Here is a 26522-nt window from a genome sequence, read left to right as displayed (position 1 = left end):
TTGCCGTGCGGATGCGATATCCGGGACAACGAGGAGCTCTCGCGTCCAATTCCGATAGATTCGCGATATGAGCGATCGAAATACCGATGGACTGCGCGACCTCGCCCTGTGGCGCACCTTCCTCGCCGCGCATCGATCCGGATCGGTGTCGGCGGCGGCGCGCACGCTGGGGATCGCCCAGTCGTCGGTGACGACACAGCTGCAGGCTCTGGAACGGAGCATCGGGGAGCCTCTCTTCGTCCGCCATGCTCGCGGGATCCTCCCCACTCCGCGCGCCGACGACCTTGCTGCGCGCCTGTCCGGTCCGCTCGACGCCCTCGCTCTCGCCGTCGGAACCCCGTCGACGGCCGAGGCACCGCCGGTGCGCATCGGGGGAGCAGGCGAATTCGTCGAGCGGGTGGTGGTGCGCGCGCTGGCGCCGATGATCGCGGAGGGGCGCCGGATCACGATCACCTCCGCTCTGGCGGACGAGCTGCTCGATCGGCTCAGGGCGGGGAGCCTCGACCTCGTGGTCTCCGCCGTCCGCCCGAAAGGTCGTGCCCTCCCCGCTGCAGCCCTGGTCGACGAGGAGTTCGTGCTCGTCGCGGCCCCTTCCCTCGGCCTCGCTCCTTCATCCGAGATCGCGCCGGGCGACCTCGAAGCCGTTCCCCTCCTGGCATACGCGCACGACGTGCCGATCCTGCGGCGCTATTGGCGACACGTGTTCGGCGTTCGGCTCGAGCGCGAGCCCTGGCTGATCGTGCCCGACCTCCGGGCGCTCGCCGCGGCCGCCGTCGCGGGAGCGGGCATCACGGTGCTGCCGACGTATCTGATCGCCGAGGAGCTCGCCGACGGTCGCCTTGTCGTGCTGCGCGAGACCGACGATCCGCCGATCAACACCCTCTACGTGGTGCGCCGCCCCGGTCCGCTCACCGATGCGGTGGCCGAGATCGATCGCGCGCTTCGGGCCGCCGTCGCGTGACGGTCGCGGAAGAGGTGCGGGGCGTCAGCGCGAGAGCCAGCTCCGCAGCGACCGGGTCACGAACGGCAGCACCCAGTACGCCATGATCGGCGTGAGCACGAGAGTGGTGACGAGCACGCGCAGCCAGATCGGCAGCTCGTTCCAGCCGGGTACGGGGCTCATCGCGTAGGTGAAGGCGAGGTTCACCGGGAAGAAGCCGAGCCAGATCGAGGTCGCCTGCTTCCAGCGCGGGGGAGCGGGGGCGACCGTGACGGTCTCGGTGGTGCCGTCGGACGACGGGAGCGTGATGGTCCCGGTCGTCGGCTCGTCGAACCAGCCCTCGATCCCGGTGCGACGCTTGGAGCGCTCGCTGCGCACGAAGCCCTCGCCCATCGACAACCACCACGCCCGCTCGGCCGACTGCTCCCAGGCGGTGAGCGAATCCTCGCTCGCGAAGCGGTAGAGCATGTGCCAGACCTGCGAGTCCTCGCCGGCGCGCACCCAGCCCGAGCCGAGGAAGCCCGGATACTTCGTCGCGAGGTTCACCCCGGTCTGCACCCAGGCGGTCGCCTCGACGATGCGCTCGGGGTCGACTTCGCGGCGGATGGACACGGTGAGGGGTTCGGACATGGTGCGGTCCTCGGGGGAACGGGCGTCCGGGGTGAAGACGCCGAAGCGGATGCGCCAGGGGTGGCAGCGCACCGTCGATTCTAATTCGGATGCGGGAGGAGCAGTCCCGGCTTCGAATCGCGCAATTGGTCGGATTCCGGGGCGAGATGCGACCAGTTGCGCGATTCGAAGGGTGGGCGCTACCGCCTCAGGGCCGCAGTGACCCGTCTGACCAGTTCCTCCGGTCGGTGCAGGAGTGGTGAGGTGACCTCGATGACGACCCAGCCGGCGGCGCGCAGTGCCGCGATCCGCTCTACGTCCTGCGCCCATCGGTGATCATGGAGCATGCCGAGGTACTCGATGGCCACGCGTTCCTCGGGATACGCCATGTCGACGCACGCGAGGAATCGGCCTCGGTCATCGAACACGTCCAGGTTGAGCTGCGGCTCCGGCAGTCCCGCGAAGACGAGGATGCACCGTACGCGAGTCTCTCGCGGCGACCACGAGTCCTCTCGCACGTACTCGAGAGCCGTGCGCAGCCGCTCCGCGCCCCGTCGGCGGCCCGCCTCGAGGGTGGCGCGCAGCTCGGCGACCGTCGCCAACGGCAGTCGCCCTTCGTCGGGCCGTCCGAATCCCGGACGCCACTGCCGGCAGAAGTGATCTCCCGTGGCGATGAGGTCGATCAGCGGCAAGGTTCCCAACGCGATCCACGTCGCCGCGGGTGATGTCACCCGCAGTCCGCCGTGCATCCGGATCGAGGTCAGGCTCGCGAGCGTCCGGTGGCCCACGATGCCGCGCGCGCGGGGGAACGGTATCGCCCCGGATGCGCTGACATGCAGGGCAAGGCCCGCTCCGTCAGAGATCTCACCCTTCTCGTCGAACTCGAGCGGGAGCGGTGCGCCCCAGATCGACGCGGCCGTATGGTGGCTGAAGAAATGGCCGGTATGCAGCCTCGCCGCGTACAGCTCAGCCCGCGCGACGCGGCTCCGGCGCTGCCGTTCGAAGGGGTCGCCGGCCGCCGTCGTGTCGGCTTCGTTCGGGTCGTCGGCTTCGCGCGGGGCACGCACGCCGTGGAAGGGCGCTTGTAGATCCGAGCCCCTGAGACGTCTGCGGGACACCCCGTGCAATCGTGCGACACCGACCGAGAAGTTGCCGTCGAAGCCCGTTGGAAGCATGTGTCGTCGTCCCATGGAAGACACGGTGGCACACGCGCTTCGGCGACGCGCGGCTCGTCCACAACCGTAGTGCTCTTTCGAATCGCGCAACTGGCCCTATATGGCCGCCAGATGCGACCAAATGCGCGATTCGAACGAGACGCCCACCACGAGGAGGACCCCCGCCGACCCGATTCGGCGGGGGTCTCGCGGCGTGGGAGCCGCGACGGGAGCGAGAGTGCTCTCCGTGCGCGCGGTGGACGTGACACCCGATCCGGTCTGAGTCTCTGTCCGCGCACCTGCAGTTTTACTGGGGCGAGATGACGCGGCGGTGAACGAGGCGCGAACAACCTCGATCGCGTGTCACATATCGAGCGACGACAGATACAAGGATGTCCTAGTAAATGTCCGGTCCTCCGAGTAAACTCCCCAATGTGCCAACGACGGCACGGAGGGATGTCACACAATGACTCGTACTATCCCGCACTTCGTGGGCGGATCGCTTCTCACTCCCGATTCGGGTCGCTTCGCCGACGTGTTCGATCCGAGCACGGGCGCTGTGCAGGCCAGGGTTCCGCTCGCATCGGCCGACGAGGTGCGCCGCGTGATCGCGAACGCCGAAGAGGCGCAGGTGGCGTGGGCAGCGACCAACCCGCAGAAGCGCGCCCGCGTGCTGCTGCGTTTCCTCGACCTGGTGCAGCGCGAGACGACGTCTCTGGCCGAACTCCTCGCGAGCGAGCACGGCAAGACGGTCGACGACGCGAAGGGCGACATCCAGCGGGGGCTCGAAGTCATCGAGTTCTCCGCCGGTGCTCCGCACCTCCTCAAGGGCGAGTACTCCACCGGTGCCGGAGCCGGCATCGACGTGTACTCGATGCGGCAGCCGCTCGGGGTCGTCGCCGCGATCACGCCCTTCAACTTCCCCGCCATGATCCCGCTGTGGAAGGCCGGCCCCGCGCTCGCCGCCGGCAATGCGGTCGTGCTCAAGCCCAGCGAGCGTGACCCCTCCGTGCCGGTGCGCATCGCCGAACTCTTCCTCGAGGCGGGCCTGCCCGCCGGCGTCCTCAACGTGGTGCACGGCGACAAGGAGGCGGTCGACACGCTGCTCACCGACGACCGCATCCGCGCGGTCGGCTTCGTCGGGTCCACGCCCATCGCGGAGTACATCTACGCGACGGCCGCAGCCCACGGCAAGCGCGCGCAGTGCTTCGGCGGTGCCAAGAATCACATGATCGTGATGCCGGATGCCGACCTCGACCAGGCCGTCGACGCTCTGATCGGCTCCGGCTACGGCTCGGCGGGCGAACGCTGCATGGCCATCTCGGTCGCCGTGCCGGTGGGGCAGGAGACCGCAGACGCCCTCGCCGCGAAGCTCACCGAACGTGTCGCCCAGCTGCGGGTGGGGCCTTCCCTCGCCGCGGACGTCGACTACGGACCTCTGGTCACGCGGGCGGCCGTCGAACGGGTGCAAGGCTACATCCAGCAGGGGATCGACGAGGGTGCGACGCTGCTCGCCGACGGTCGCGGCTTCACGGTCGAAGGGCACGAAGAGGGCTTCTATCTCGGACCGACCCTGTTCGACCACGTCACCACCGACATGGCGATCTACCGCGAGGAGATCTTCGGCCCTGTGCTCGTGATCGCCCGCGCCGCCGACTACGAGGAGGCGCTGCGCATGGCCTCGGAGCACGAGTACGGCAACGGGGTCGCCATCTTCACGCGCGACGGCGACGCGGCTCGTGACTTCGCCGCCCGCGTCGAGGTCGGGATGGTCGGGGTGAACGTGCCGATCCCCGTGCCGATCGCCTATTACACGTTCGGCGGGTGGAAGCGCAGCGGCTTCGGCGACCTCAACCAGCACGGCACCGATGCCTTCCGCTTCTACACGAAGACCAAGACGGTGACGAGTCGCTGGCCCGCGGCAGGCATCCGCGACGGCGCCAGCTTCGTCATCCCGACCATGCACTGATCCGCACCACCCGGTTCGAACTCCCACAAGGAATCACGATGACCATGACCACCGTCACCACCACCGCCGAGGAGCGCGAGGCGATCATCGGCGCCGTCCGCGAGTTCGCCGAGACCGAGCTCGCCCCGTACGCCGCCGAGCGCGACGAGAAGCATCTGTTCCCGAGGGAGTCGCTGAACCGTGCCGGCGAGCTCGGCCTCGGCGGCATCTACGTCGACGAGGAATTCGGTGGCAGTGGCCTCAGCCGCCTCGACACCGTGGCGATCTTCGAGGAGCTCGCGAAGGGCGACCCCGCTGTCGCGGCCTACATCTCCATCCACAACATGGTGGTCTGGATGATCGACACCTACGGCGACGACGCACAGCGCGGCGAATGGCTGCCGAAGCTCACCGCCATGTCCGAGTTCGGCGGTTACTGCCTCACCGAGCCGGGAGCGGGATCGGATGCGGCCAACATCGCGACCAGCGCGGTCCGAGACGGCGACGACTACGTGCTCACGGGCGTCAAGCAGTTCATCTCCGGAGCGGGCGAGGCCGCGGTCTACGTCGTGATGGCGCGCACCGGGGAGCCGGGAGCACGCGGTATCAGCGCCTTCCTCGTTCCCGGCGATTCCGAGGCGCTGAGCTTCGGGGCACCGGAGAAGAAGATGGGCTGGCACGCGCAGCCGACCCGCCAGGTGATCCTCGACGGCGTCCGTGTTCCGGCATCCGCCATGCTCGGCGACGAGGGCCGCGGGTTCGCGATCGCGATGTCGGCCCTCAACGGCGGACGCCTCAACATCGCCGCCTGCTCGCTCGGCGGCGCGCAGTGGGCGCTCGATCAAGCGGTGCAGTACGTGCATGAGCGGGTGGCCTTCGGCGAACCTCTCGCCGAGAAGCAGTCGATCCTGTTCGCGATCGCCGACATGCGCACCGACCTGCACGCCGCACGCCTCATGGTGCGTGACGGCGCGCAGGCGGTCGACGAACATGCGCCCGACGCCACGATGCGCTGTGCGATGGCCAAGCGCTTCGCGACCGACGCCGGGTTCGACGTCGCCAACCGCGCGCTGCAGCTGCACGGCGGCTACGGCTACCTGCAGGACTACGGGATCGAGAAGGTCGTCCGTGATCTGCGGGTGCACCAGATCCTGGAGGGGACGAACGAGATCATGCGACTGATCGTCGGCCGCGAGATGCTGCGCCCCGCGGGTTCGACGTCCGTCCAGCGAAGCGGCGGAGACCAGATGCGGAGCGCATCATGAACGCCTCCTCGTCGAAGGCGGTCGTCGCCTTCCTCGGCCTGGGCCACATGGGGCTGCCGATGGCGAAGAACCTCGTCGCCGCCGGTCACGAGGTGCACGGCTTCGACCTCATGCCCGCGGCCGTCGAGGCGGCCCAGGCGTCCGGCATCCCGGTGGCGGCGAGCGGTGCAGACGCCGTGGCAGGGGCGGATGTCGTGATCACCATGTTCCCCGCCGGAAAGCACGTGATCGAGGCCTATCGCACCGAGCTGCTGGCGGCGGCCCGGCCCGGCACCCTCTTCATCGAGTCGTCGACGATCGCCGTCGACGAGGCGCGTGCTGCACATGCTCTCGCGCTCGCCGCCGGACACCGCAACGTCGACGCTCCGGTGTCGGGCGGCGTGGTCGGCGCGGAGAACGGCACGCTCGCGTTCATGGTCGGCGGCTCGGACGACGACTTCGCCGCGGCGCTCCCACTGCTCGAGATCATGGGAAAGCGCATCGTGCACTGCGGCGGTCCGGGCCTCGGACAGGCCGCGAAAGTGTGCAACAACATGGTGCTCGCGGTCTCGCAGATCGCGGTCGCCGAAGCGTTCGTGCTGGGCGAGCGGCTCGGACTCGAGCACCAGGCGCTCTTCGACGTCGTCTCGCAGGCCTCGGGCCAGTGCTGGTCGATCACCACGAACTGCCCGGTTCCCGGACCGGTGCCCACGAGCCCGGCCAATCGCGACTACCAACCGGGCTTCGCCGGTGCGCTGATGGCCAAAGACCTCGGGCTCGCGTTGCAGGCGATCGAGCAGACCTCGACCGATGCGCGCATGGGCAGGCTCGCCCAGGAGATCTATGCGGCGTTCGCCGCCGGGGACGGTGCGACGCGGGACTTCTCCGGCATCATCACCGACATCCGCGACGACCGGGTCTGACGGCCGGTTTCGAATCGCGCAAATGGCCCTGTCTGGAGCGAACAAGCGGCCATTTGCGCGATTCGACGGCCAGGGTGAATGCTGAAGAACACCACGACGGAGAGGGTGACATGACCGAGTACGAGACGATCCTGGTCGAGCAACGCGGACGGGTGGGGTGGATCACGCTGAACCGCCCGGAAGCGCTGAACGCGTTGAACAGCCGGCTCGCGGAGGAGGTCACCGCCGCGGCGCTCGCCTTCGATGCGGACGAGGGCGTCGGCGCGATCGTCGTCACCGGGTCCGAGAAGGCCTTCGCCGCCGGTGCCGACATCAAGGAGATGGAGGGCATGTCGGCGGCGCAGATGCTCGAGACCGACCACTTCGGCATCTGGCACGAGTTCGCCGCCGTGCGCACGCCCGTGATCGCGGCTGTCTCCGGCTTCGCCCTGGGCGGCGGATGCGAGCTGGCGATGATGTGCGACATCATCCTGGCGGCCGACAACGCCAAGTTCGGCCAGCCCGAGATCAACCTCGGTGTGATCCCCGGGATGGGCGGCACGCAGCGCCTGATCCGTGCGGTCGGCTACTACAAGGCGGCGGAGCTGGTGCTGTCCGGGCGCTTCATGGGCGCAGAGGAGGCGGAGCGCTCCGGCCTCGTGTCGCGCGTCGTGCCGGCATCCGATCTCCTCGTCGAGGCGACGAAGCTCGCCGACACGATCGCCTCCAAATCGCTCCCGTCGGTCTATGCCGCGAAGGCCGCTCTCGACGCCGCGATGGAGACGACCCTGGCCGAGGGGCTGGCGCACGAGAAGCAGGCGTTCGCCGCGCTGTTCGACACCGCGGATCAGAAGGAGGGCATGTCGGCGTTCCGCGAGAAGCGGACGCCCGACTTCCGGAACCGCTGAGTGCGCGACGAGAAGAGTGGCTGACGAGATGTCTGCCGGGATCGGGGAGCGGTCAGACGCGGAGCGCGTCGACGATCTTCGCGATGCGGCGCTCACGGGTCGCCTCCTGCTTCGCGTCGGCCACGCTCCTCGCGTGCTCTTTGCGTGCGGAGTACGACAGCGCGTCGAACGCGGCGCGCAGCGCGGGGTCGACGTCGAGCGCTGCGGCGAGCTCGGGTGGAACGTCGACCGTGCGCTCGGCGGAGTCCACCCGGATCACGGCGTCGATCTCCTGGTCGATCTCGAGTCCGAGGTCGGCGCGCACTGCTTTGCTGAAGCCGATCATGTTCTCGCTGCCCATCCGCGCCAGGCGCAGGCGAGCGGTGCGTCCGCCGATCGTGACGGCGACAGGGAACGCCTTGCCGGCGCCGAGAGAGGCGACCTGCTCGTCGCTGAGAAGGATCGCCGCAGCGGGGCCGCGGCCGGTGAGGACGGTGTGCAGGCGCAGTTCGCTCATGCCGAAAGGGTACGCCCGGGATCGTCGAATTCCGCGGCGAGAATCGCGTTGCGCTCCACGATGAGGCGGCGCATGTACCCGCCGAGGAACACCGCGTCGACGAGTCGGCCGAGGGGACCGAAAGGTGAGCGGAACGTCACGGTGTCGTGCATGAGCGTGCCGGCGGGATGCTCCTCGAACCGGTGTTCGTGCAGGAACGCGGCGAACGGACCGGAGAGCTGGCGATCCGCGAACCCATGGGGCGGATCGATGTCGAACACGATCGAGCGCAGGCGGAAGGGGATGCCGAAGTGGCGTGCCCGCCAGGTCGCGGTGGTCCCCTCGGTGAACACGCCGCCGGCCGGTGCCTCGACCATCGTCTCGCCGAACCGGGCCATGCTCTTCACGTGCAGCGCCGGGTCGAGCGATGCGGCGAACACCTCGGCGGGAGCCGCACCGATGATCGTCTCGAGTGCGAACCGCGGCATATCAGAGGGCTTCGGGCTGCGGACGAGGATCGGCGAAGTCGCCCGCGTCCTTGCGCAGCCTGGCCACGATCGCGACGAGCTCGGCGGCGTCGTCGCGGCTCAGGCCGGGCTCGGCGAAGACGTCGGCGTTGAGAGCCTGCGTGGCGCGCTCGACCAGTTCCCTGCCGGACTCGGTCAGCACGAGCAGGGCCGCGCGGCCGTCGTGGGGGTGCGGCTCGCGCGCGATCAGGCCGTCGCGCACCAGGCGCTCCGCAGTGCTGGTGACCGTGGTCGGGTGCACCTGCAGGCGGGCGACCACGCTCGACAGGGGCAGGCTCCCGGCGCGACTGAAAGCCAGCAGACGCAGCACCTCGTAGCGCGCGAAGCTCAGGGCGAACGGCTTGAGGGCCGCGTCGACGCGGGCGAGCAGCAGCTGCTGGGCCCGCATGACCGAGGTGACCAGTGCCATGCCGTCGGCGGCATCCGTCCAGCCGTGCGCCAGCCACTGCCGCTTCGCCTCGGCGAGCGGATCGATGGGGAGCGGGCGGGGTCTGGCCATTTCTCTACGGTAGTGGCGCGAGCGCGGGGTGCGGCGACGGCGCGCGACGCATCTCGTGCCGACTTCCCTGAGTCTGAGTCGCAGAGCACGTGGAACTCAGTATCGCGGTCTAGAATTGCAGCAGTCGTGAGGAGCAATCGATGAAGATCTTCGTCCTGGTCAAAGAGGTGCCGGACACCTATGGCGATCGCAAGTTGAATCTCGAGACCGGGCTCGCCGATCGCGCGGCGGGTGATGTCGTCCTCGACGAGATCACCGAGCGGGCCCTCGAAGTCGCGCTCAGCTACGCCGACAAGAACGACGGCACCGAAGTGGTGGCCGTCTCGATGGCACCGGAGGGATCGACGGCCTCCGTGCGAAGGGCGCTCGCGATCGGTGCCGGCTCGGCCGTGCACATCGCCGACGAACAGCTTGCCGGCGCCGACCTCGGACTCACCGCCGAGGTGCTCGCCGCCGCGATCCGCCGCGGCGCCCCCGACCTCGTCATCACGGGCAACCTGTCGACCGACGGTTCCGGTGGCGTGATCCCCGCGATGCTGGCCGAGCACCTCGGATTCGCGCAGGCCACCGCCCTCACGTCGGTCGAGATCACCGCCGACGGCGTCTCGGGAGTGCGGGGCGCGGACGCCGGCAGCCAGCCGGTCTCGGCGCCGCTCCCTGCCGTGATCTCGATCACCGAGGCGCTTCCCGACGCGCGATTCCCCAATTTCAAGGGCATCATGGCGGCCAAGAAGAAGCCGCTCGAGGTGCTCTCGCTCGCCGACCTCGACGTGTCGGCGGATCCGTCCGTCGCTCCGCGCACCATCATGACCACCGTGTCGGAGAAGCCGCCGCGGGCGGCCGGTGTGAAGATCACCGATGAGGGTGATGCGGCCGACAAGCTCGTCGACTACCTCGTGCAGAACAGGCTGGTGTGAGATGACCACTTCCGAGAATCCGATCCTCGTCCTCGTCGACGTCGACCCCTCCGGCTACGTGGCCACCAGCACCGCGGCGCTCATCGGCGCGGCCTCGACGATCGGCACGCCCGTCGCCCTGATCGTCGGGGGCAGTCCTGCTGCGGTGGATCAGGCCGCTGCCGCCGGAGCATCCGTCGTGCTGACCGCCGACAGTGACGCTGCCGCGCTCACGGTGCCGATCGTGGATGCCCTGCAGGCGGCAGCCGCCCAGGTGCGCCCCGACGCCGTGCTGATCTCGAACTCCATCTCCGGTCGCGACGTGGCAGGACGCTTCGCCGTGCGCACGAAGAGTGCACTCTCCGTCGACGCCGTGGGGGTCTCGCGCGACGACGAGGGCGTGGTCGCCCACCACTCGGTCTACGGCGGGGCCTACCTCGTCGACTCGGCGCCTACCTTCGGCACCCCGGTGATCACGATTCGCCAGGGTGCGGTGGATGCGCGCGCCGAGGCTGTTCCGTCGCATTCGGTCGAGGTGCTCGATGTCGCGGCGTCCGGTGCGGTCGCGGCGACGGCGGGTGCCGTCGAAGCGGTTGAGGTCGCCTCGTCCCGTCCGGAGCTGCGCGGAGCCACGCGTGTCGTCTCGGGGGGCCGCGGTCTCGCCTCGAAGGAGAAGTTCGTGCTCGTCGAGGAGCTCGCCGATGCGCTCGGCGCGGCGGTCGGAGCGTCCCGTGCTGCCGTCGACGCGGGCTACATCCCGCAGTCGCACCAGGTCGGCCAGACCGGCGTCTCGGTGTCGCCCCAGCTGTATGTCGCCCTCGGCATATCGGGAGCGATCCAGCACCGGGCCGGCATGCAGACGTCGAAGAACATCGTCGCGATCAACAAGGACCCGGAGGCGCCGATCTTCGACGTCGCGGACTTCGGCATCGTCGGCGACGTGTTCGCCATCGTGCCGCAGGTGATCGCGGCCCTCGAGGCGCGGAAGAAGTAGCCATGGCGACGCGGATGCTGCGACGCGGTCTGCCGCGTGTACCCGGCGGGGAGCCCTGGCCCCCCGCTGATGCGGCGGCGGCGGAGCCGGCGCAGACGGCCGGCGTGGCCGCCGAGGTTCCGACGGTGACCGAGGCCGATGCCGCGGTGACGTCGGATGTCGCTGTCGCCGACACTGTCGTAGCGGCGGAGTCGGCAGCGGGGGTCACCGCTGAGCCGACCGAGAGCGCCGCTCCTGCGGCGACCGCCGAAGCTCCGCGAATCCGTCGCGGCCTGCCACGTGTGCCGGGCGGAGAGCCCTGGCCGCCATCGATCGCCGCCGTTCCCGCCGCGATCGTGGCTACCCCCGCTCCGCAGGCGACGAAGCCGGTATCGGGTGTCGCGGCGGCAGTTCCCGTATCTTCGGCGACCGGCAGCGCACCGGCGACGGCTCGTGCCTCGAGCGCACCTTCGCCCGCCGTCAGCGCGCCCGAAGCGCAGACCGCCCCCGCAGGCGGCATCCGTCGCGGCCTGCCCCGCGTGGTCGGCGGCGAGCCGTGGCCACCCGCAGACACCGTCCCGCTCGCACCTGCTGTCGCGGCATCCGACGAGCCCGTGGCTCCTGCGCCGGTCGCTCCTGAGAGCACCCGACCCGCAGACACCGGACCCGAGAGCACTGTCGCCGTTGCGGCGAACACGACCGCTACGGCCGCGACCGTACCCGCCATCGCCGATGTCTCGACCCCGCTGCCGTGGACGCGCACGGTCTGGAACGGACGCGCGCCACGTCACCTCGCCGACACGCCCGCCGCCGCCACTGGTCGACATCGCCCGACCTGGACGCAGGCGATCGGTGTGCTGTTCGGGGCCGCCGCGCTCGGAGTGCTCGCGGGCGCCGCCATCGCCTTGGTGCGCACGCTCCTGAGCTTCCCCTTCATGCAGGACTTCCTCGCGGCCTTCCCCGGAGAGTACGAGCCGGCGATCGCGGTCGAACCCGGATTCTCCCCGTGGGTCGGCTGGCAGCACTTCTTCAACATGTTCCTGATGGTGCTGATCATCCGCTCCGGGCTCCAGGTGCGCACCGAGAAGCGGCCGACCGTCTTCTGGACACCCCGAGGCAACGCCAAGGGCAAGATCAGCCTGAACCTCTGGTTCCACCAGTCGCTCGACATCCTGTGGCTGGTGAACGGTGTGATCTTCGTGGTGCTGTTGTTCGTCACCGGGCACTGGGTGCGCATCGTGCCGACGAGCTGGGAGGTCTTCCCGAACGCGCTGTCGGCGGCCCTGCAGTACGTCTCGTTCGACTGGCCGCACGAGAACGGCTGGAACAACTACAACAGCCTGCAGCAGCTCGCCTACTTCGCGACCGTGTTCATCGCCGCGCCGCTCGCAGCGATCACCGGATTCCGCATGTCGGGGCTGTGGCCGAAGAAGGCCGAGAAGCTGTCGAAGGCCTACCCGGTCGAGTGGGCGCGGGCGCTGCACTTCCCGATCATGCTCTACTTCGTGGCGTTCATCATCGCGCACGTCGCCCTCGTGATGCTCACCGGCTTCCTGCGCAACCTGAATCACATGTTCGCTTCGCAGGACGCGGTCACCTGGACCGGATTCTGGGTGTTCATCCTCTCTCTCGTGGTGATCGCGATCGCCTGGGTGGCCGCCCGGCCCCTCGTGCTCGCGCCCATCGCGAAGGCGTTCGGCAAGGTCTCCGGCCGCTGACGTCACCACGTTTCCCGCGACGGAAGGAAGATCATGGTCGAGGCATACATCATCGACGCGGTCCGTTCCCCGGTGGGGCGGCGTGGGGGATCGCTCTCCGGCATCCATCCCGCTGATCTGGGGGCACACAGCCTGCGGGCGCTGGTCGACCGCGTCGGTGTCGATCCCGCCGCGATCGACGACGTCGTGCTCGGCGCGATCGACGCGATCGGCGGGCAGTCGGGCAATGTTGCACGCACCGCCGCTCTGGTCGCCGGATTACCCGAGCACGTGCCCGGCGTCACGATCGACCGTCAGTGCGGATCGAGCCAGCAGGCCGTGCACTTCGCCGCGCAGGCCGTGATGAGCGGTGTGAACGACCTCGTTATCGCGGGCGGTCTGCAGAACATGTCGCAGGTGCCTCTGACCGCGGCCGCGACCGTCGGGGAGCAGTACGGCTTCACCACGCCGTACGCGGAGTCTCGCGGGTGGCGCGAGCGTTACGGCGATCAGGAGATCTCGCAGTTCGTCGGCGCGGAGATGATCGCCGAGAAGTGGGGCATCTCCCGCGAGGAGATGGAGCAGTTCGCTCTGGAGAGCCACCGTCGCGCGGCCGTCGCGCAGGACGAGGGGCGCTTCGTGAACGAGATCGCCCCCCTGAACGGCCTCGCTCACGACGAGGGTGTGCGGCGGGACACGACCCTGGAGCGGATGGCGGGACTCACGCCGCTGCGGGAGGGCGGACGGATCACGGCTGCCGTGTCGTCGCAGATCAGCGATGCCTCCAGCGCCGTGCTCGTCGCGAGTGAACGGGCGGTGCGCGAGCACGGGTTCACTCCCCGCGCGCGCATCCATCAGATGACGGTGCGCGGTGCCAGTCCCGTGCTCATGCTCACCGCGCCCATCCCGGCGACCCGGCACGCTCTGGAGCGTGCGGGCCTCGGCGTCGCCGACATCGACCTGTTCGAGGTGAACGAGGCCTTCGCACCCGTCGTGATCGCGTGGATGCGCGAGCTCGATGTGCCGCACGAGAAGGTCAACGTCAACGGCGGAGCCATCGCACTCGGTCACCCCATCGGGGCGACGGGCACGAGAGTGCTCACGACCATGCTGAACGAACTCGAGCGCACCGGCGGGCGGTATGGCCTGCAGGTGATGTGCGAGGGCGGCGGCGTCGCGAACGTGACCATCATCGAACGGCTCTGAGCCGGAGCGCACCGGAGCCGACAGCGAGAACGGGCCGCCTCCGAGAGGAGACGGCCCGTTCTGCGCGTGTGCGGTGGTCGATCAGGGGCGGACGAAGCGGACTTCGGTCAGCGTCTCGCCGAGGAACGGCTCGGTGTGCGAGGCGCCGTCGAGACGGAAGCCGTTGCGCGTGTAGAAGCGGTGCGCGCGGGGGTTGTCCTCGGCCACCCACAGGTACAGCGGCTCGTCCTTCTCGACGGCTGCGTCGAACAGCTTCTGACCGATGCCGGTCGAGTGCCACGCGTCGAGCAGGTAGATGAAGTACAGCTCGCGGAACGCGGGGGCATCCTTGTCACGGGCAGGACCGGAGCCGACGAAGCCGACGATCTCGCCGTCGACGAGCGCGGCGTTCATCTTGAACTCGGCGCCCTGCGAGGCCCAGTGCGTCCACAGCTCGGCCATGCGTCGGGGCGAGACCTTCTCCAGCGCGGCCTTGCTGATCAGGTGGTCGTAGGTCTCGTGCCAGCACTGCGCATGCACGCGACCGAGGGCTTCCGCATCCACATCACGGACCGGACGGACGATGACTTCAGGCTGGGCTTCGGCGCTCATGTTCGTGACTCTACGCGCGGCGTCCGCGAAGAGGAAATCGAGTGGATGTTCGATGACACCCGATGCGCGGGCATGGAGGGTTTGCACAACGATGTTCGCGAATCGTGCACGTCTGGCTACGATCGATCCTCGTGAACGTGATCTGGCGGACCCTCCTGGTGATCCTCGGCGCTCGCCGCCGTGTGCGACGGGGGAAGACCCTCGATCCGACCGCGGTCGGCAGTATCACCCTCACGACGCTGCCGACCGACATCGACATCCTGCGCCACATGAACAACGGCCGCTATCTGTCGCTGTTCGACCTCGGGCGCTGGGACCAGTTGATCCGCACCGGGCTGTTCGACGCGATGAAGGACCGCGGCTGGTACGCGGTCGTCTCCAGCGAGACGGTCACGTTCCGCAAGTCGCTGCAGTTGTGGCAGCGGTTCGAGGTTCAGTCACGTTTCATCGGACATGACGACAAGGCGCTCTTCATGGAGCACCGCGCCGTGGTCGACGGCGAGGTCTACGCCCGCGCGATCGTGCGCGCCCGCATGCTGCGCCGCACCGGAGGCACCGTCAGCAACGAGGAGCTGTTCGCCGCGGTGGGCAAGCCCGAAGGCGTGCCGGAGATCGACGCGTGGGTGCACGACTGGGCCGCGGCGTCCGCGCTCCCTCCCGTGCGGGTGAAAGCTCCGAGCGTCTGGGGCTGATCCCTCGACGCACTTCCTCTCCTCCGGTTTCCGTAAGAACGTCGCTTCTTTCCCGGTCACAGAGCCCAGGAGAGGGCGTTCTCGCCACGGCGCTCAGTACTCTGAGCGGGAAGTCAGGGGCGCAGACGCCCCGGTGATCCCGTCGACGCAGACGGGCGGAGGAGGATGCAGTGGCAGTCATCGGCATCGTGCGGGAGCCTGCGGGCGAAGCGCGGGTCTCGGCCACCCCCGCGACGATAGCGTCGCTCGGGAAGCTGGGCCACACGGTCAGGGTCGAGCAGGGAGCGGGTGCCGCGGCCTCGTACCCCGACGCCGAGTACGAGACGGCGGGAGCGGTACTCGTCGACCGTGCAGACGCCTGGGGGAGCGAGGTCGTCCTGGCGATCACAGCCCCCGGGGTGGAGGAGATCGCCCTCCTCTCCGACGGCGCCACCCTCATCGCGCTGCTCTCGCCGGCCCTGCGCCCGGACCTGGTCGAGTCGCTCGCGCAACGCGGCATCACGGCGGTCGCACTCGATGCGGTGCCGCGCATCTCGCGCGCGCAGTCGATGGACGTGCTCAGCTCGATGGCGAACATCGCCGGCTACCGGGCCGTCGTCGAGGCCGCGCATGAGTTCGGCCGCTTCTTCACGGGTCAGGTGACCGCAGCCGGCACGGTGCCGCCGGCGAAGGTGCTGGTTGCCGGAGCCGGAGTCGCGGGGCTCGCGGCCATCGGCGCGGCATCCAGTCTCGGTGCGATCGTGCGCGCCACCGATCCGCGCCCCGAGGTCGCCGACCAGGTCACGTCGATCGGCGGCAGCTATCTGCCCGTCGACGTCGAGGTCGCGGCCTCCACCGACGGCTATGCCCAGGCGACGAGCGCGGACTACGACCGCCGTGCCGCCGAGATCTACACCGAGCAGGCCGCCGACGTCGACATCATCATCACGACGGCACTCATCCCCGGGCGTGCGGCCCCTCGCCTCGTCACGGCATCCGATGTCGCCCAGATGAAGCCGGGCAGCGTGATCGTCGATATGGCTGCAGGCCAGGGCGGCAACGTCGAGGGCTCGGTCGCGGGCGAGCGCGTCGTCACGGACAACGGTGTGATCATCCTGGGCTACACCGATCTGGCGTCGCGCCTGGCCGCGCAGGCATCCCAGCTCTACGGCACGAATCTCGCCAACCTCGTGGCGCTGCTGACGCCTGCGAAGGACGGGCAGCTGGTGATCGACTTCGACGACGTGGTGCAGCGCTCGGTCACGGTCGTGCGCGACGGCGAGGTCACCTGGCCGCCGCCTGCGGTGCAGGTCGCGGCCGCTCCCGCCGCGAAAGCCACGGCGGAGCCGGTCGAGGTCGCACCGCCGAAGAAGATGTCCACGGCCCGCAAGGTCACACTGATCGTGGTGGGCATCGCCGCGCTGTTCGCCGTGAACGCGTTCGCCCCGGCCCCGCTGCCGCAGCACTTCACGGTGCTCGTGCTGTCGGTGGTGATCGGCTTCTACGTGATCGGCAAGGTGCATCACGCGCTGCACACCCCGCTCATGTCGGTGACCAACGCCATCTCGGGAGTGATCGTGGTCGGCGCGATGCTGCAGATCACCTCGCCGCTGCCCGTCGTGCAGGTGCTCGCCGCGATCGCGGTGCTGCTGGCCTCCATCAACATCTTCGGAGGGTTCGCGGTGACCCGGCGGATGCTCGCGATGTTCACCCTCGGCACATCGGCGAAGGGCGGCCGGAAGTGACCGTCGACGCGCTCGCCGGGGCGGCCTACATCGTCGCCGCCCTGCTGTTCATCCTCAGCCTCGCGGGGCTCAGCCGGCACGAGTCCGCCCGCTCCGGTGTGGTCTACGGCATCGTGGGCATGACCATCGCGCTGGTCGCGACCGTGGCCCTCACCGTCGCGGATGCGTGGAGCACCGGCGCCTTCCTCGGTCTCGGCCTGCTCGTCGCCGCGGTGCTGATCGGCGCGGCCATCGGTCTCTGGCGGGCCCGGGTGGTCGAGATGACCGGCATGCCCGAGCTCATCGCGCTCCTGCATAGCTTCGTCGGCCTCGCAGCGGTGCTCGTGGGCTGGAACGGGTACCTCGCACACCCGGAGATCGCGCCCGCGCTCGTCGGCATCCACAACGCCGAGGTGTTCATCGGGATCTTCATCGGCGGCGTCACCTTCACCGGATCGATCGTGGCGTACCTGAAGCTCTCGGCGAAGATGTCGTCGAAGCCGCTCATGCTGCCGGGCAAGAACGGGCTCAACATCGGGGCTCTCGTCGCGTTCGTCGCCCTGACCGTGTGGTTCGTGAACGACCAGCAGCTGTGGCTCCTGATCGCGGTCACCGTGCTCGCCTTCGCACTGGGGTGGCACCTGGTCGCCTCGATCGGCGGCGGAGACATGCCGGTGGTCGTCTCTATGCTCAACAGTTACTCGGGTTGGGCGGCTGCCGCGGCGGGCTTCCTCCTGAACAACGACCTGCTGATCGTCACGGGCGCGCTGGTCGGATCGTCGGGTGCGTACCTCTCGTACGTGATGTGCAAGGCCATGAACCGCTCGTTCCTCTCCGTCATCGCGGGCGGATTCGGGATCGCGGCCCCGTCTGCGGATGACACCGAGTACGGCGAGCACCGCGAGATCACCGCCGAGGGCGCGGCTGAGATGCTCGTCGCCGCCGACAGCGTGGTGATCGCACCCGGCTACGGAATGGCGGTCGCGCAGGCGCAGTACCCCGTCGCCGACCTCGTCCGACGGCTCCGCGAGCGGGGTGTCGATGTGCGGTTCGGCATCCATCCGGTCGCTGGGCGGTTGCCCGGTCACATGAACGTCCTTCTGGCCGAGGCCAAGGTGCCGTACGACATCGTCCTGAGCATGGACGAGATCAACGACGACCTCGCCTCCACCTCGGTGGTGCTGGTGATCGGCGCGAACGACACCGTGAACCCGGCCGCCGCCGAAGACCCCTCGAGCCCCATCGCCGGGATGCCGGTGCTGAAGGTGTGGGAGGCCGAGAAGGTCATCGTGTTCAAGCGCTCGATGGCCGCCGGGTATGCGGGGGTGCAGAACCCGCTGTTCTTCCGCGACAACGCATCGATGCTGTTCGGCGACGCGAAACAGCGGGTGGAGGACATCATCGCGGCGCTGTAGCCCGCCCCTCCCCATGCTCACCCAGTTCCGGTCGCACTTCCTGTCGCTCCGCACGCCGGAAAGCGACGGGAAATGCGACCGGAACGGGACGAGCACGGGCGGCGCGGCGCGGAATCCGGCGCATCCAGACCTAGGGTGAAAGTCATGGCAGACCTCCCGCCGGATGCCGTGGCATCCGCACCCCTCGCAGACCGTGCCGTCGAGCTCGCTCGGCGGTGGGCGATCGAGGCCGCGGCGATCGAACCCGACCCCGCGGCCGCGCGGCTCGCGGGCGTGTTGCAGGACGCGAACGGTCTGCCGTTCACGCTCGGCTTCGTCGACGGTGTCATGCGCCCGGAGAGCCTGACCGCCGCGGCCTCGCAGCTGCACCGGATCGCCCCGATCGTGCCGGAGTTCCTGCCCTGGTACCTGCGCTCGGCCGTGCGTCTCGGCGGCGGTGTCGCGCAGGTCCTGCCGTCACCCGTCGTGCCGATCGCCCGCCGGGTGCTCCGCGACATGGTCGGGCACCTCGTGGTGGATGCGCGACCCGCGAAGCTCGGCGCGGCGATCGAGCGGATCACAGCGACCGGTTCGCGCCTCAACCTCAACCTGCTCGGCGAGGCCGTGCTGGGTGAGGCGGAGGCGCGGCGGCGGCTCGACGGCATCCACGCGCTCATCCGGCGCCCCGATGTCGACTACGTCTCGGTGAAGGTCTCGGCCATCATCAGCCATCTCTCGATGTGGGCGTTCGACGAGGTCGTCGACGAGGTGGTCGAAAGGCTCCTCCCGCTGTATCTGACGGCCGCGGCGGACGGCACCTTCCTCAACCTCGACATGGAGGAGTACCGCGACCTCGACCTCACGATCGCGGTCTTCACGCGCATCCTCGAGGACCCGCGCCTGGCCGGGCTGGAAGCGGGCATCGTGCTGCAGGCCTATCTGCCCGACGCTCTGCCCGCCCTGCAGGAGCTCACGGCCTGGGCGCAGGACCGCGTCGCGCACGGCGGTGCCCGCATCAAGGTGCGCCTCGTGAAGGGTGCGAACCTCGCGATGGAGAACGTCGAGGCCCGGATGCACGGGTGGACGCCCGCGACCTACGACACCAAGCTCGACACCGACGCGAATTACCTGCGCTGCCTGGACTGGGCTCTGCGGCCCGAGCACGCCGCGGCAGTGAAGCTCGGCGTCGCCGGGCACAATCTCTTCGGCATCGCCTACGCCTGGCTGCTCGCCGGCGAACGGGGCGTGCGCGAGGCCGTCGAGTTCGAGATGCTCCTCGGCATGGCGCAGGGACAGGTGCAGGCCGTCTCGCGCGAGGTCGGTCCCGTGCTGCTGTACGTGCCGGTGGTCGAGCCCGCCGAGTTCGACGTGGCGATCAGCTACCTGGTGCGCCGGCTCGAAGAGAACGCTTCGCCGGACAACTTCCTCTCCGCCGCGTTCCGGCTCGGCGAGGACGAGGCGCTGTTCGTGCGGGAGCAGGACCGCTTCCTCGATGCACTGGACAGATCGGGAGACGCCACGTTGCGCATCGGCCCGCGTCGGATGCAGGATCGGAGCGCGCCCGTCCACGAATCCGTGCGCACGGCGCCTGCCGCTCCCGTACCGGAGACCGACCTGACGAAGGCGGTGCTCGGCATCTCGCGCGGATCCGACGACGGGGGGCGCGAGGCGTTCCTCGAGACCGCCGTGTACTCGGCCCGCGAACTGGATCAGGATGCCGGTGGCGCTCCCGGCTTCGCGAACACGGTCGACAGCGACCCCGCGCTCCCCGCGAACCGGGAATGGGCACGCGAGGTGCGTGAGCGCATCGCCGACTCCGACCTCGGGTCGGCCACGATCGCGTCTGCCCGGGTCTCCGATCAGGAGGATCTCGAACGGATCGTGCAGGGTGTGCGCCGCGCCGCTCCGTCGTGGGGCGGTCGGCCCGCTGCCGAGCGCGCCGAGGTGCTGCTGCGTGCGGCGGCCGCACTGGAGTCGCGTCGGGGAGACCTCATCGAGGTCGCGGCCTCCGAGACGGGCAAGGTCTTCGCGGAAGCCGACGTCGAGGTCAGCGAGGCCGTCGACTTCGCCCGCTACTACGCCGCCAAAGCGCGTGAGCTCGACGCGATCGCCGGGGCCGTGTTCGTCCCGGCATCCGTCACCGTCGTCACGCCGCCCTGGAACTTCCCCCTCGCGATCCCGGCCGGAGGGGTGCTCGCGGCGCTCGCCGCAGGTTCGGGCGTCGTCTTCAAACCCGCTCCCCAGGCTCGCCGCTGCGCCGCCGTCATCGCCGAGACCCTGTGGCAGGCGGGGGTGCCCCGCGATCTTCTCGCGCTCATCGACGTCGAGGAGGGCGAGCTCGGCCGCGAGCTCATCACGCACAACGCCGTCGACCGGGTGATCCTCACCGGCGCGTGGGACACCGCCGCGCTGTTCCGCTCCTGGCGTCCCGACCTGCCGCTGCTCGCCGAGACCAGCGGCAAGAACGCGATGATCATCACCCCGTCGGCGGATCTCGATCTCGCGGTCGCCGACCTCGTCAAGAGCGCCTTCGGACACGCCGGGCAGAAGTGCTCGGCGGCCTCGCTCGCGATCCTCGTGGGACCGGTCGGACGCTCAGCGCGGTTCGCGCGACAGCTGGCCGACGCGGTGCGGTCGCTGCACGTCGGGCAGCCCACCGATCCGCTGGCCGAGGTGGGCCCGGTGATCGAGAAGCCGACCGGAAAGCTCGCGTGGGCCCTGAGCGAGCTGGAGGGCGAGGAGCAGTGGCTGATCGAACCGTCGCTCGCGGCGGGCGACGACGGCAGCCGACGGCTGTGGCGGCCCGGCATCCGGGTCGGCGTGCAACCGGGGTCGCGTTTCCACACCGAGGAGTTCTTCGGGCCGGTGCTCGGAGTGATGCACGCTCCGACGCTCGCGCGTGCCGTCGAGATGCAGAACGCGGTCGCCTACGGGCTCACCGCGGGGCTGCACACCCAGGACCCGGAGGAACTGTCGTACTGGCTCAGCCGGGTGCAGGCGGGCAACCTCTACGTCAACCGCGGCATCACCGGAGCCATCGTGCAGCGCCAGCCGTTCGGCGGGTGGAAGCGCTCCTCCGTCGGCCCCGGTGCCAAGGCCGGCGGCCCGAACTACCTCATCGGTCTGGGATCCTGGCGGTCACTGCCGGGTGGACCGGCTTCCAGCACCCTGCATCTGCGGGGACTCGACTCCCGCATCACCGCCCTCATCGAAGCGGCCCAGTCGTCGCTCGCCTACGAGTCGTTCGAATGGCTGCGGCGCTCGGCGCTGTCGGATGCGCTGGCCTGGGACCGGGAGTTCGGGCAGGTCCGTGATGTCTCGCGTCTCGGCGTCGAGCGCAACCTCTTCCGCTATCGCCCGGTGCCGGTCGAGGTCCGTGCGACCGACGATGCGGCACTGCACGACCTGCTGCGCGTCGTGATCGCCGGGGTGCGCTCGGGCGCGAAGTTCGTCATCTCGACCCCGGTCGGACTGCCCGGCGAGGTGCGCCGCGCTCTCGGCGACCTCGACGCCCCGGTGTTCCTGGAGAGCGATGACGAGTGGCTGCAGCGGCTGCTGCGACAAGACGGTGCGCCCGAGGGCATGGCGCTGCCGGTGAGCGATCGGGTGCGGCTGGTCGGTGGTCGGGACGGTGTCGCGGCCCTTCGTGCGAAGCTCGCCACGGCTTCCGCCGGCGACCCCGACCTCGCGGTGTACGACGGCGAGGTGACGGCCGCCGCCCGCATCGAGCTGCTGCCGTTCGTGCACGAGCAGTCTATCTCGATCACCGCCCACCGCTACGGCAACCTCGATCCCTGGAGCAGCGATGTGATCTGAGCCTCGTGGCGGAGCGGCTGCATGGCGAGTCGCGCGTCTCCCGCGGGGCGTTCGGGTCGCGCTTCCTGCCGTCCGATGCGTGCCAGCGCGGCAGCAACTGCGACCGGAGTGACCTGATGTAAAGAATTCTTGACACGGTGGTCGCGCGGGCGTACGCTGAGCGTGTCAAGAATCCTTTACATCGGAGGGTGTCATGGTCTACGAAGAACGCAACGCCTGGGCGGGACTCATCGTGAGCCCCTTCGTGATGGTCGTGTACGTCGTGCTGGTGCTTCAGCAGGCGGGGGGAGGGCCGCTCACCGCCGTCGACTGGTTCCCGCTCATGCTGTGGGTGATCGGCGGCGGCATCGTCGCGACCATCGTCCTGAGCATCGTCTGGGGCATGATCGCCGGGGCGAAGGACCCCGAGAGCGTCGGCCGCTCCGACATCCGCGACCGCGACATCAGCCGCATGGGTGGCCGCGTCGAACAGGCGTTCGTCGTGATCGCCGGTCTCGGGGTCATCGCCCTCTGCGCCGTCGGCGCCGATGTGTTCTGGATCGCGAACACGATGTTCGCCGGCTTCGCGGTGTCGGCGCTCGTCGGCGGCATCGCGCGCGTGATCGCCTACCGGCGAGGGCTCGTCTGATGGTCAAGCCCACCCTCGTCTCCAACAGCATCCGCGCGCATCGTGAACAGGCCGGGATGACGCAGGCCGAGCTCGCCCGCACGATCGGGGTGACGCGGCAGACGCTCATCGCGATCGAGCAGCAGAAGTACTCGCCCACCCTCGAGATCGCCTTCCAGATCGCCCGCGCGTTCGGTCTCGGCCTCGACGACCTGTTCGCCTACCCCGGCGCATCCGGAGCGTCGTCATGAGCCGGTCGATGAAGGCGTGGCGCCGGGAGACCTACGGGCCGGCCGATGGCGTGACCCTCGAACGCGTACCGGTCCCGGTGCCCGGCCGCGGCGAAGTGCTGCTGCGGGTGCGGGTGACGGCGCTGAACGCGGGCGATGTGCGCCTGCTGCTCGGCGATCCGCTGCTCGTGCGGCCCGTGTTCGGGATGACCCGTCCGAAGCATCCGGTGCGCGGCATGGAGGTCGCCGGCACCGTGGTCGCCGTCGGATCCGACGTCGTGGGCGCGGAGATCGGAGAAGACGTCGTCGGCGAGCTCGTCGGCGGCGGAGGCCTCGGCGAGTACGTGAGCGTTCCCGCCGCGCGGCTCGTGCCCATCCCGAGCGACATCACCCCGGACGCCGCCGCGTGCCTCCCCGTGGCCGGGGGAACAGCCTGGCAGGCGCTCGACCTCGCGGGCGTCGGCCTGACGGAGGGCGCCCGGGCCGACGGCGCCCCGCCGCGGGTGCTGATCATCGGCGCCTCGGGAGGAGTGGGTACGTTCGCGGTGCAGCTCGCCGCGCTTCGTGGCGCCGAGGTCTGGGCGACCTGCCGCGATCGCAATGCACCGCTCGTCGAGAAGCTCGGCGCCGTGCGCACCTTCGACCATCGCGAGTCGCCGTTGAGCGCGCTGCCCGACGGTCGGTTCGACGCGATCGTCGACATCGCCGGTGGGATGCCGCTGCGGGAGTTGAAGCGCCTCGTGGTACCCGGCGGCACGGTCGTGCTCGTCACAGGCGATGGGGGACACGTGCTCGGCCCCGTCCCGCGGATGGTGCGCGCGGTGTTCCTGTCGATCGGCTCGCGGAGCATCCGGCCGCTCGCCGCGACACCGCGTCCCGAGGTGCTCGCGAAGCTCCTCGAACTCGTCGCCGACGGACGTATCGTGCCGGTGGTCGAACGCGAGTACCCCTTCGCCGAGGCATCTGCTGCCCTCGCCCGCCTCGAGGCGGGCCACACGGTCGGCAAGCTGGTCGTCACCGGCTCCGCCGTCTGACGGTTCCCGTCGCACCTTCTGCGGATTCCGGTCGCACTTCGTGCCGCCTTCACGCTCTTCCGGCGGCACGAAGTGCGACCGGAGCGATCGTGGTGACTGGGACTCGGACTCGGACTGGGACGGGGACTGGGACGGGGACGGACGGGACGGGCAGGGACGGGGCAGGAGGGGAACCGCCGGCGCTCTGGCGGCGCACAGGGGGCGGGTGACAGAATGGAGCTCGGCGTGCCCGAGTCGCATCTTCCCCGACGCCCGCTCGATCGAGCGAAGGGTCGAAGGACCGCCGGGCCCCTGGACAGCGTCCGCCGCGCCCGTCCCACGAGGAGAGCACCCATGTCGACGCCTGAAGCCGCCGTCTCCACCGCCCCCGCCCGCATCGCGCACCACCGCCGCTATCTCATGTGCAAGCCGGAGCACTTCACGGTCAACTACTCCATCAACCCGTGGATGGAGCCGACGAAGCCCACCGACACCGCGAACGCGGTCGCGCAGTGGCAGAAGCTCTACGACCTGTACATCGAGCTGGGCCATGAGGTCGAGCTCATCGAACCGCTCGCCGGCTACCCCGACATGGTCTACACGGCCAACGGCGGATTCCTCATCGACGGCCGCGCCTACGTGCCCGAGTTCCGCTTCGTCGAGCGTCAGGGCGAGTCCCCGGCCTTCGCCGACTGGTTCCGCGCTGCGGGCTACGACACGGTGATGCCGAAGGAGGTCAACGAGGGGGAGGGCGACTTCCTGCTCGTCGGCGACGTGATCCTGGCCGGAACCGGCTTCCGCTCCACGGGCGACAGCCACCGCGAGGTCGGCGAGGTCTTCGGCCGCGAGGTCGTGTCGCTCAACCTGGTCGACCCGCGCTTCTACCACCTCGACACCGCGATCGCCGTGCTCGACCCGGTGCAGGGCGTCGAGAACGGCGGCCCGGAGCACGCGAACATCGCCTACCTCCCCGGTGCCTTCGACGACGCCAGCCGCGCGATCCTGGAGGAGCGCTTTCCCGACGCGATCCTGGTGTCGGACGAGGACGGTTCGGTGTTCGGCCTGAACTCAGCCAGCGACGGCTACAACGTGGTCATCTCGCCGCGGGCGAAGGGCTTCGAGAAGCAGCTGCGCGAGCGCGGCTACAACCCGATCATGGTCGACCTGTCCGAGCTGCTGCTCGGCGGCGGCGGCATCAAGTGCTGCACGCTCGAGCTGCGGGGTGCGAAGTGACCGCGGTCGACGAGACCACGGGAACAGCGACCCCGACGGGAGCTGTGGGCACCGAGCCGCACGTCGCCCACAACTACCACCCGCTGCCGGTGAACATCGCCCGCGCAGAGGGTGCGTGGGTGACCGACGTGGAGGGCAAGCGCTACCTCGACCTGCTCGCGGCGTACTCGGCCGTGAACTTCGGCCACCGGCATCCGGCCCTCGTCGCCGCGCTCACCGAACAGCTCGGACGGGTCACGCTCGTCAGCCGTGCGTTCCAGAGCGACCGGCTCGAGCCCTTCGCCGCGGCACTCGCCGAGCTCGCGGGCAAGGATCTCGTGCTGCCGATGAACACGGGGGCCGAAGCCGTCGAGACCGGCATCAAGGTCGCCCGCGCCTGGGGCTATCGCGTCAAGGGCATCCCCGAGGGCAAGGCGCGCATCATCGTCGCGGCCGGCAACTTCCACGGCCGCACGACGACGATCGTCAGCTTCAGCGACGACGACACGGCCCGTGACGATTTCGGCCCCTACACTCCGGGCTTCGACGTGGTGCCCTACGGAGACGCGGATGCCATCGCCGCGGCCATCACCGACGACACGGCGGCCGTGCTGGTCGAGCCGATCCAGGGCGAGGCCGGTGTCGTGATCCCACCGGAGGGCTACCTCCGCCGCATCCGCGAGATCTGCGACGACAAGAACGTGCTGTTCATCGCCGACGAGATCCAGGCCGGGCTCGGCCGCGTGGGCGAGACGTTCGCCTGCGACCGCGAGGGCGTCGTGCCCGACCTGTACCTGCTCGGCAAGGCTCTCGGCGGCGGCCTCCTCCCGGTCTCTGCCGTGGTCGGGAACACCGACGTGCTGGGCGTCATCCGCCCGGGTGAGCACGGGTCGACGTTCGGCGGCAATCCGCTGGCGGCGGCCGTGGGGCTGCGCGTGGTGGAGATGCTGCAGACCGGGGAGTTCCAGGAGCGGGCGCGTGCACTCGGCGCCCACCTGGAGCAGGCTCTGCAACCGCTGATCGGGCACGGCGTCACGGCCGTGCGCATCGCCGGGCTCTGGGCCGGCGTCGACATCGATCCGGCGAAGGGCACCGGGCGCGAGGTCGCCGAGAAGCTGCTCGAACGCGGCGTGCTCGTCAAGGACACGCACGGACAGACGGTGCGCATCGCGCCGCCGCTGGTGATCCGTGCGACCGAGCTCGACTGGGCGGTGGAGCAGCTCAAGCTGGTGCTGGGCGCCTAGGCCCGACCCGCAAGGTTCAACGGGCGCGGGCAACGCCACCGC

Annotated in this window: 24 protein-coding genes; 18 read left to right on the top strand and 6 right to left on the bottom strand. The window is 69.7% G+C overall.

Annotation, left to right across the window (positions count from 1 at the left end; all coding sequences use genetic code 11):
* The first annotated feature begins 67 nt into the window (after positions 1-67).
* Complete coding sequence (locus ACIQLD_RS09405) at positions 68-961, top strand: LysR family transcriptional regulator (RefSeq protein WP_402607680.1); 894 nt, start codon at positions 68-70, stop codon at positions 959-961.
* Between the two features lie 24 nt (positions 962-985).
* Here the strand turns inward: ACIQLD_RS09405 and ACIQLD_RS09400 are convergent, their stop codons facing one another.
* Both ACIQLD_RS09400 and ACIQLD_RS09395 read right to left on the bottom strand, forming a co-directional pair.
* Positions 986-1570, bottom strand: a complete 585-nt coding sequence (locus ACIQLD_RS09400; protein ID WP_402607678.1) for an antibiotic biosynthesis monooxygenase — start codon at positions 1568-1570, stop codon at positions 986-988.
* Positions 1571-1749: 179 nt separating this feature from the next.
* The gene (locus ACIQLD_RS09395; protein WP_402607676.1) at positions 1750-2739 is read right to left on the bottom strand and encodes a hypothetical protein; all 990 of its coding nucleotides are present in this window, start codon (positions 2737-2739) and stop codon (positions 1750-1752) included.
* 430 nt (positions 2740-3169) lie between these two features.
* Here ACIQLD_RS09395 and ACIQLD_RS09390 point away from each other — a divergent pair, with 430 nt between their 5' ends.
* From ACIQLD_RS09390 to ACIQLD_RS09375, 4 genes are all read left to right on the top strand, one after another.
* Complete coding sequence (locus tag ACIQLD_RS09390; protein ID WP_402607674.1) at positions 3170-4672, top strand: CoA-acylating methylmalonate-semialdehyde dehydrogenase; 1503 nt, start codon at positions 3170-3172, stop codon at positions 4670-4672.
* 38 nt (positions 4673-4710) lie between these two features.
* Positions 4711-5916, top strand: a complete 1206-nt coding sequence (locus ACIQLD_RS09385; RefSeq protein ID WP_402607672.1) for an acyl-CoA dehydrogenase family protein — start codon at positions 4711-4713, stop codon at positions 5914-5916.
* Positions 5913-6818 carry a 3-hydroxyisobutyrate dehydrogenase gene (mmsB, locus tag ACIQLD_RS09380; protein WP_402607670.1) on the top strand — a complete coding sequence of 302 codons (906 nt, stop codon included), beginning with the start codon at positions 5913-5915 and terminating at the stop codon, positions 6816-6818. Before ACIQLD_RS09385 ends, mmsB begins: the two co-directional genes overlap by 4 nt.
* Before the next feature lie 110 nt (positions 6819-6928).
* The gene (locus tag ACIQLD_RS09375; protein WP_402607668.1) at positions 6929-7705 is read left to right on the top strand and encodes an enoyl-CoA hydratase-related protein; all 777 of its coding nucleotides are present in this window, start codon (positions 6929-6931) and stop codon (positions 7703-7705) included.
* A 52-nt stretch (positions 7706-7757) separates the two neighbouring features.
* On the opposite strand, the gene ACIQLD_RS09370 is transcribed toward ACIQLD_RS09375, so the two are convergent.
* Genes ACIQLD_RS09370 through ACIQLD_RS09360 form a run of 3 tightly spaced genes read right to left on the bottom strand, consistent with a single transcriptional unit; the run spans position 7758 to position 9206 of the window.
* The gene (locus ACIQLD_RS09370; RefSeq protein ID WP_402607666.1) at positions 7758-8201 is read right to left on the bottom strand and encodes a YdeI/OmpD-associated family protein; all 444 of its coding nucleotides are present in this window, start codon (positions 8199-8201) and stop codon (positions 7758-7760) included.
* Positions 8198-8668 (bottom strand): SRPBCC family protein, encoded by a 471-nt coding sequence (locus tag ACIQLD_RS09365; RefSeq protein WP_402607664.1) that lies wholly within the window; start codon positions 8666-8668, stop codon positions 8198-8200. Before ACIQLD_RS09365 ends, ACIQLD_RS09370 begins: the two co-directional genes overlap by 4 nt.
* A gap of 1 nt (position 8669) precedes the next feature.
* Positions 8670-9206 carry a MarR family winged helix-turn-helix transcriptional regulator gene (locus tag ACIQLD_RS09360; protein ID WP_029267750.1) on the bottom strand — a complete coding sequence of 179 codons (537 nt, stop codon included), beginning with the start codon at positions 9204-9206 and terminating at the stop codon, positions 8670-8672.
* A gap of 140 nt (positions 9207-9346) precedes the next feature.
* Between ACIQLD_RS09360 and ACIQLD_RS09355 the strand changes: the two genes are divergently transcribed.
* From ACIQLD_RS09355 to ACIQLD_RS09340, 4 genes are read left to right on the top strand one after another with little or no spacing between them, the layout of a single operon-like run.
* Positions 9347-10123 (top strand): electron transfer flavoprotein subunit beta/FixA family protein, encoded by a 777-nt coding sequence (locus ACIQLD_RS09355; RefSeq protein WP_402607662.1) that lies wholly within the window; start codon positions 9347-9349, stop codon positions 10121-10123.
* Between the two features lies 1 nt (position 10124).
* Positions 10125-11096 (top strand): electron transfer flavoprotein subunit alpha/FixB family protein, encoded by a 972-nt coding sequence (locus tag ACIQLD_RS09350; protein ID WP_402607660.1) that lies wholly within the window; start codon positions 10125-10127, stop codon positions 11094-11096.
* A gap of 2 nt (positions 11097-11098) precedes the next feature.
* Entirely contained in the window at positions 11099-12793 is a 1695-nt protein-coding gene (locus ACIQLD_RS09345) for a cytochrome b/b6 domain-containing protein (RefSeq protein WP_402607658.1), read from the top strand.
* A 33-nt stretch (positions 12794-12826) separates the two neighbouring features.
* Positions 12827-13978 (top strand): acetyl-CoA C-acetyltransferase, encoded by a 1152-nt coding sequence (locus tag ACIQLD_RS09340; protein ID WP_402607656.1) that lies wholly within the window; start codon positions 12827-12829, stop codon positions 13976-13978.
* Between the two features lie 81 nt (positions 13979-14059).
* Here ACIQLD_RS09340 and ACIQLD_RS09335 read toward each other — a convergent pair whose 3' ends face one another.
* On the bottom strand, positions 14060-14569 hold the full coding sequence (locus ACIQLD_RS09335) for a GNAT family N-acetyltransferase (RefSeq protein WP_402607654.1): 510 nt from the start codon (positions 14567-14569) through the stop codon (positions 14060-14062).
* 131 nt (positions 14570-14700) lie between these two features.
* On the opposite strand from ACIQLD_RS09335, the gene ACIQLD_RS09330 reads away from it, so the two are divergent.
* The 9 genes from ACIQLD_RS09330 (at position 14701) to rocD (ending at position 26480) form a co-directional block, all read left to right on the top strand.
* A complete protein-coding gene (locus ACIQLD_RS09330; protein ID WP_402607652.1) occupies positions 14701-15261 on the top strand; it encodes an acyl-CoA thioesterase in 561 nt (186 codons plus the stop codon).
* A gap of 170 nt (positions 15262-15431) precedes the next feature.
* Positions 15432-16985, top strand: a complete 1554-nt coding sequence (locus tag ACIQLD_RS09325; protein WP_402607650.1) for a Re/Si-specific NAD(P)(+) transhydrogenase subunit alpha — start codon at positions 15432-15434, stop codon at positions 16983-16985.
* The gene (pntB, locus tag ACIQLD_RS09320; protein WP_402607648.1) at positions 16982-18379 is read left to right on the top strand and encodes a Re/Si-specific NAD(P)(+) transhydrogenase subunit beta; all 1398 of its coding nucleotides are present in this window, start codon (positions 16982-16984) and stop codon (positions 18377-18379) included. Before ACIQLD_RS09325 ends, pntB begins: the two co-directional genes overlap by 4 nt.
* A gap of 144 nt (positions 18380-18523) precedes the next feature.
* Positions 18524-22174 (top strand): proline dehydrogenase family protein, encoded by a 3651-nt coding sequence (locus tag ACIQLD_RS09315; protein ID WP_402607646.1) that lies wholly within the window; start codon positions 18524-18526, stop codon positions 22172-22174.
* 193 nt (positions 22175-22367) lie between these two features.
* Entirely contained in the window at positions 22368-22802 is a 435-nt protein-coding gene (locus tag ACIQLD_RS09310) for a hypothetical protein (RefSeq protein WP_402607644.1), read from the top strand.
* Positions 22802-23032, top strand: coding sequence for a helix-turn-helix transcriptional regulator (locus tag ACIQLD_RS09305; RefSeq protein ID WP_402607642.1), 231 nt, complete (start codon positions 22802-22804; stop codon positions 23030-23032). Before ACIQLD_RS09310 ends, ACIQLD_RS09305 begins: the two co-directional genes overlap by 1 nt.
* Entirely contained in the window at positions 23029-24045 is a 1017-nt protein-coding gene (locus tag ACIQLD_RS09300) for an NAD(P)-dependent alcohol dehydrogenase (protein ID WP_402607640.1), read from the top strand. The genes ACIQLD_RS09305 and ACIQLD_RS09300 overlap by 4 nt, the downstream gene beginning before the upstream one ends.
* 333 nt (positions 24046-24378) lie before the next feature.
* Positions 24379-25257, top strand: a complete 879-nt coding sequence (gene ddaH, locus ACIQLD_RS09295) for a dimethylargininase (protein WP_402607638.1) — start codon at positions 24379-24381, stop codon at positions 25255-25257.
* Positions 25254-26480 carry an ornithine--oxo-acid transaminase gene (rocD, locus tag ACIQLD_RS09290; RefSeq protein WP_402607636.1) on the top strand — a complete coding sequence of 409 codons (1227 nt, stop codon included), beginning with the start codon at positions 25254-25256 and terminating at the stop codon, positions 26478-26480. Before ddaH ends, rocD begins: the two co-directional genes overlap by 4 nt.
* Positions 26481-26522: the final 42 nt, after the last annotated feature.

The sequence above is a fragment of the Microbacterium sp. NPDC091662 genome (assembly GCF_044756705.1).
GTDB lineage: Bacteria > Actinomycetota > Actinomycetes > Actinomycetales > Microbacteriaceae > Microbacterium.
This window is presented reverse-complemented; position numbering and strand designations above follow the sequence as displayed.

Excerpts from the sequence above, each read along its gene's own strand:
- ACIQLD_RS09395 (WP_402607676.1), bottom strand. The coding sequence starts at position 2,739 with ATGGGACGACGACACATGCTTCCAACGGGCTTCGACGGCAACTTCTCG.
- ACIQLD_RS09305 (WP_402607642.1), top strand. The coding sequence starts at position 22,802 with ATGGTCAAGCCCACCCTCGTCTCCAACAGCATCCGCGCGCATCGTGAA.
- ACIQLD_RS09335 (WP_402607654.1), bottom strand. The coding sequence starts at position 14,569 with ATGAGCGCCGAAGCCCAGCCTGAAGTCATCGTCCGTCCGGTCCGTGAT.
- ACIQLD_RS09400 (WP_402607678.1), bottom strand. The coding sequence starts at position 1,570 with ATGTCCGAACCCCTCACCGTGTCCATCCGCCGCGAAGTCGACCCCGAG.
- ACIQLD_RS09360 (WP_029267750.1), bottom strand. The coding sequence starts at position 9,206 with ATGGCCAGACCCCGCCCGCTCCCCATCGATCCGCTCGCCGAGGCGAAG.
- ACIQLD_RS09370 (WP_402607666.1), bottom strand. The coding sequence starts at position 8,201 with ATGAGCGAACTGCGCCTGCACACCGTCCTCACCGGCCGCGGCCCCGCT.
- ACIQLD_RS09310 (WP_402607644.1), top strand. The coding sequence starts at position 22,368 with ATGGTCTACGAAGAACGCAACGCCTGGGCGGGACTCATCGTGAGCCCC.
- ACIQLD_RS09385 (WP_402607672.1), top strand. The coding sequence starts at position 4,711 with ATGACCATGACCACCGTCACCACCACCGCCGAGGAGCGCGAGGCGATC.
- ACIQLD_RS09365 (WP_402607664.1), bottom strand. The coding sequence starts at position 8,668 with ATGCCGCGGTTCGCACTCGAGACGATCATCGGTGCGGCTCCCGCCGAG.
- ACIQLD_RS09300 (WP_402607640.1), top strand. The coding sequence starts at position 23,029 with ATGAGCCGGTCGATGAAGGCGTGGCGCCGGGAGACCTACGGGCCGGCC.
- ACIQLD_RS09390 (WP_402607674.1), top strand. The coding sequence starts at position 3,170 with ATGACTCGTACTATCCCGCACTTCGTGGGCGGATCGCTTCTCACTCCC.
- ddaH (WP_402607638.1), top strand. The coding sequence starts at position 24,379 with ATGTCGACGCCTGAAGCCGCCGTCTCCACCGCCCCCGCCCGCATCGCG.
- ACIQLD_RS09315 (WP_402607646.1), top strand. The coding sequence starts at position 18,524 with ATGGCAGACCTCCCGCCGGATGCCGTGGCATCCGCACCCCTCGCAGAC.
- ACIQLD_RS09375 (WP_402607668.1), top strand. The coding sequence starts at position 6,929 with ATGACCGAGTACGAGACGATCCTGGTCGAGCAACGCGGACGGGTGGGG.
- ACIQLD_RS09345 (WP_402607658.1), top strand. The coding sequence starts at position 11,099 with ATGGCGACGCGGATGCTGCGACGCGGTCTGCCGCGTGTACCCGGCGGG.
- ACIQLD_RS09355 (WP_402607662.1), top strand. The coding sequence starts at position 9,347 with ATGAAGATCTTCGTCCTGGTCAAAGAGGTGCCGGACACCTATGGCGAT.
- ACIQLD_RS09350 (WP_402607660.1), top strand. The coding sequence starts at position 10,125 with ATGACCACTTCCGAGAATCCGATCCTCGTCCTCGTCGACGTCGACCCC.
- ACIQLD_RS09340 (WP_402607656.1), top strand. The coding sequence starts at position 12,827 with ATGGTCGAGGCATACATCATCGACGCGGTCCGTTCCCCGGTGGGGCGG.
- ACIQLD_RS09405 (WP_402607680.1), top strand. The coding sequence starts at position 68 with ATGAGCGATCGAAATACCGATGGACTGCGCGACCTCGCCCTGTGGCGC.
- mmsB (WP_402607670.1), top strand. The coding sequence starts at position 5,913 with ATGAACGCCTCCTCGTCGAAGGCGGTCGTCGCCTTCCTCGGCCTGGGC.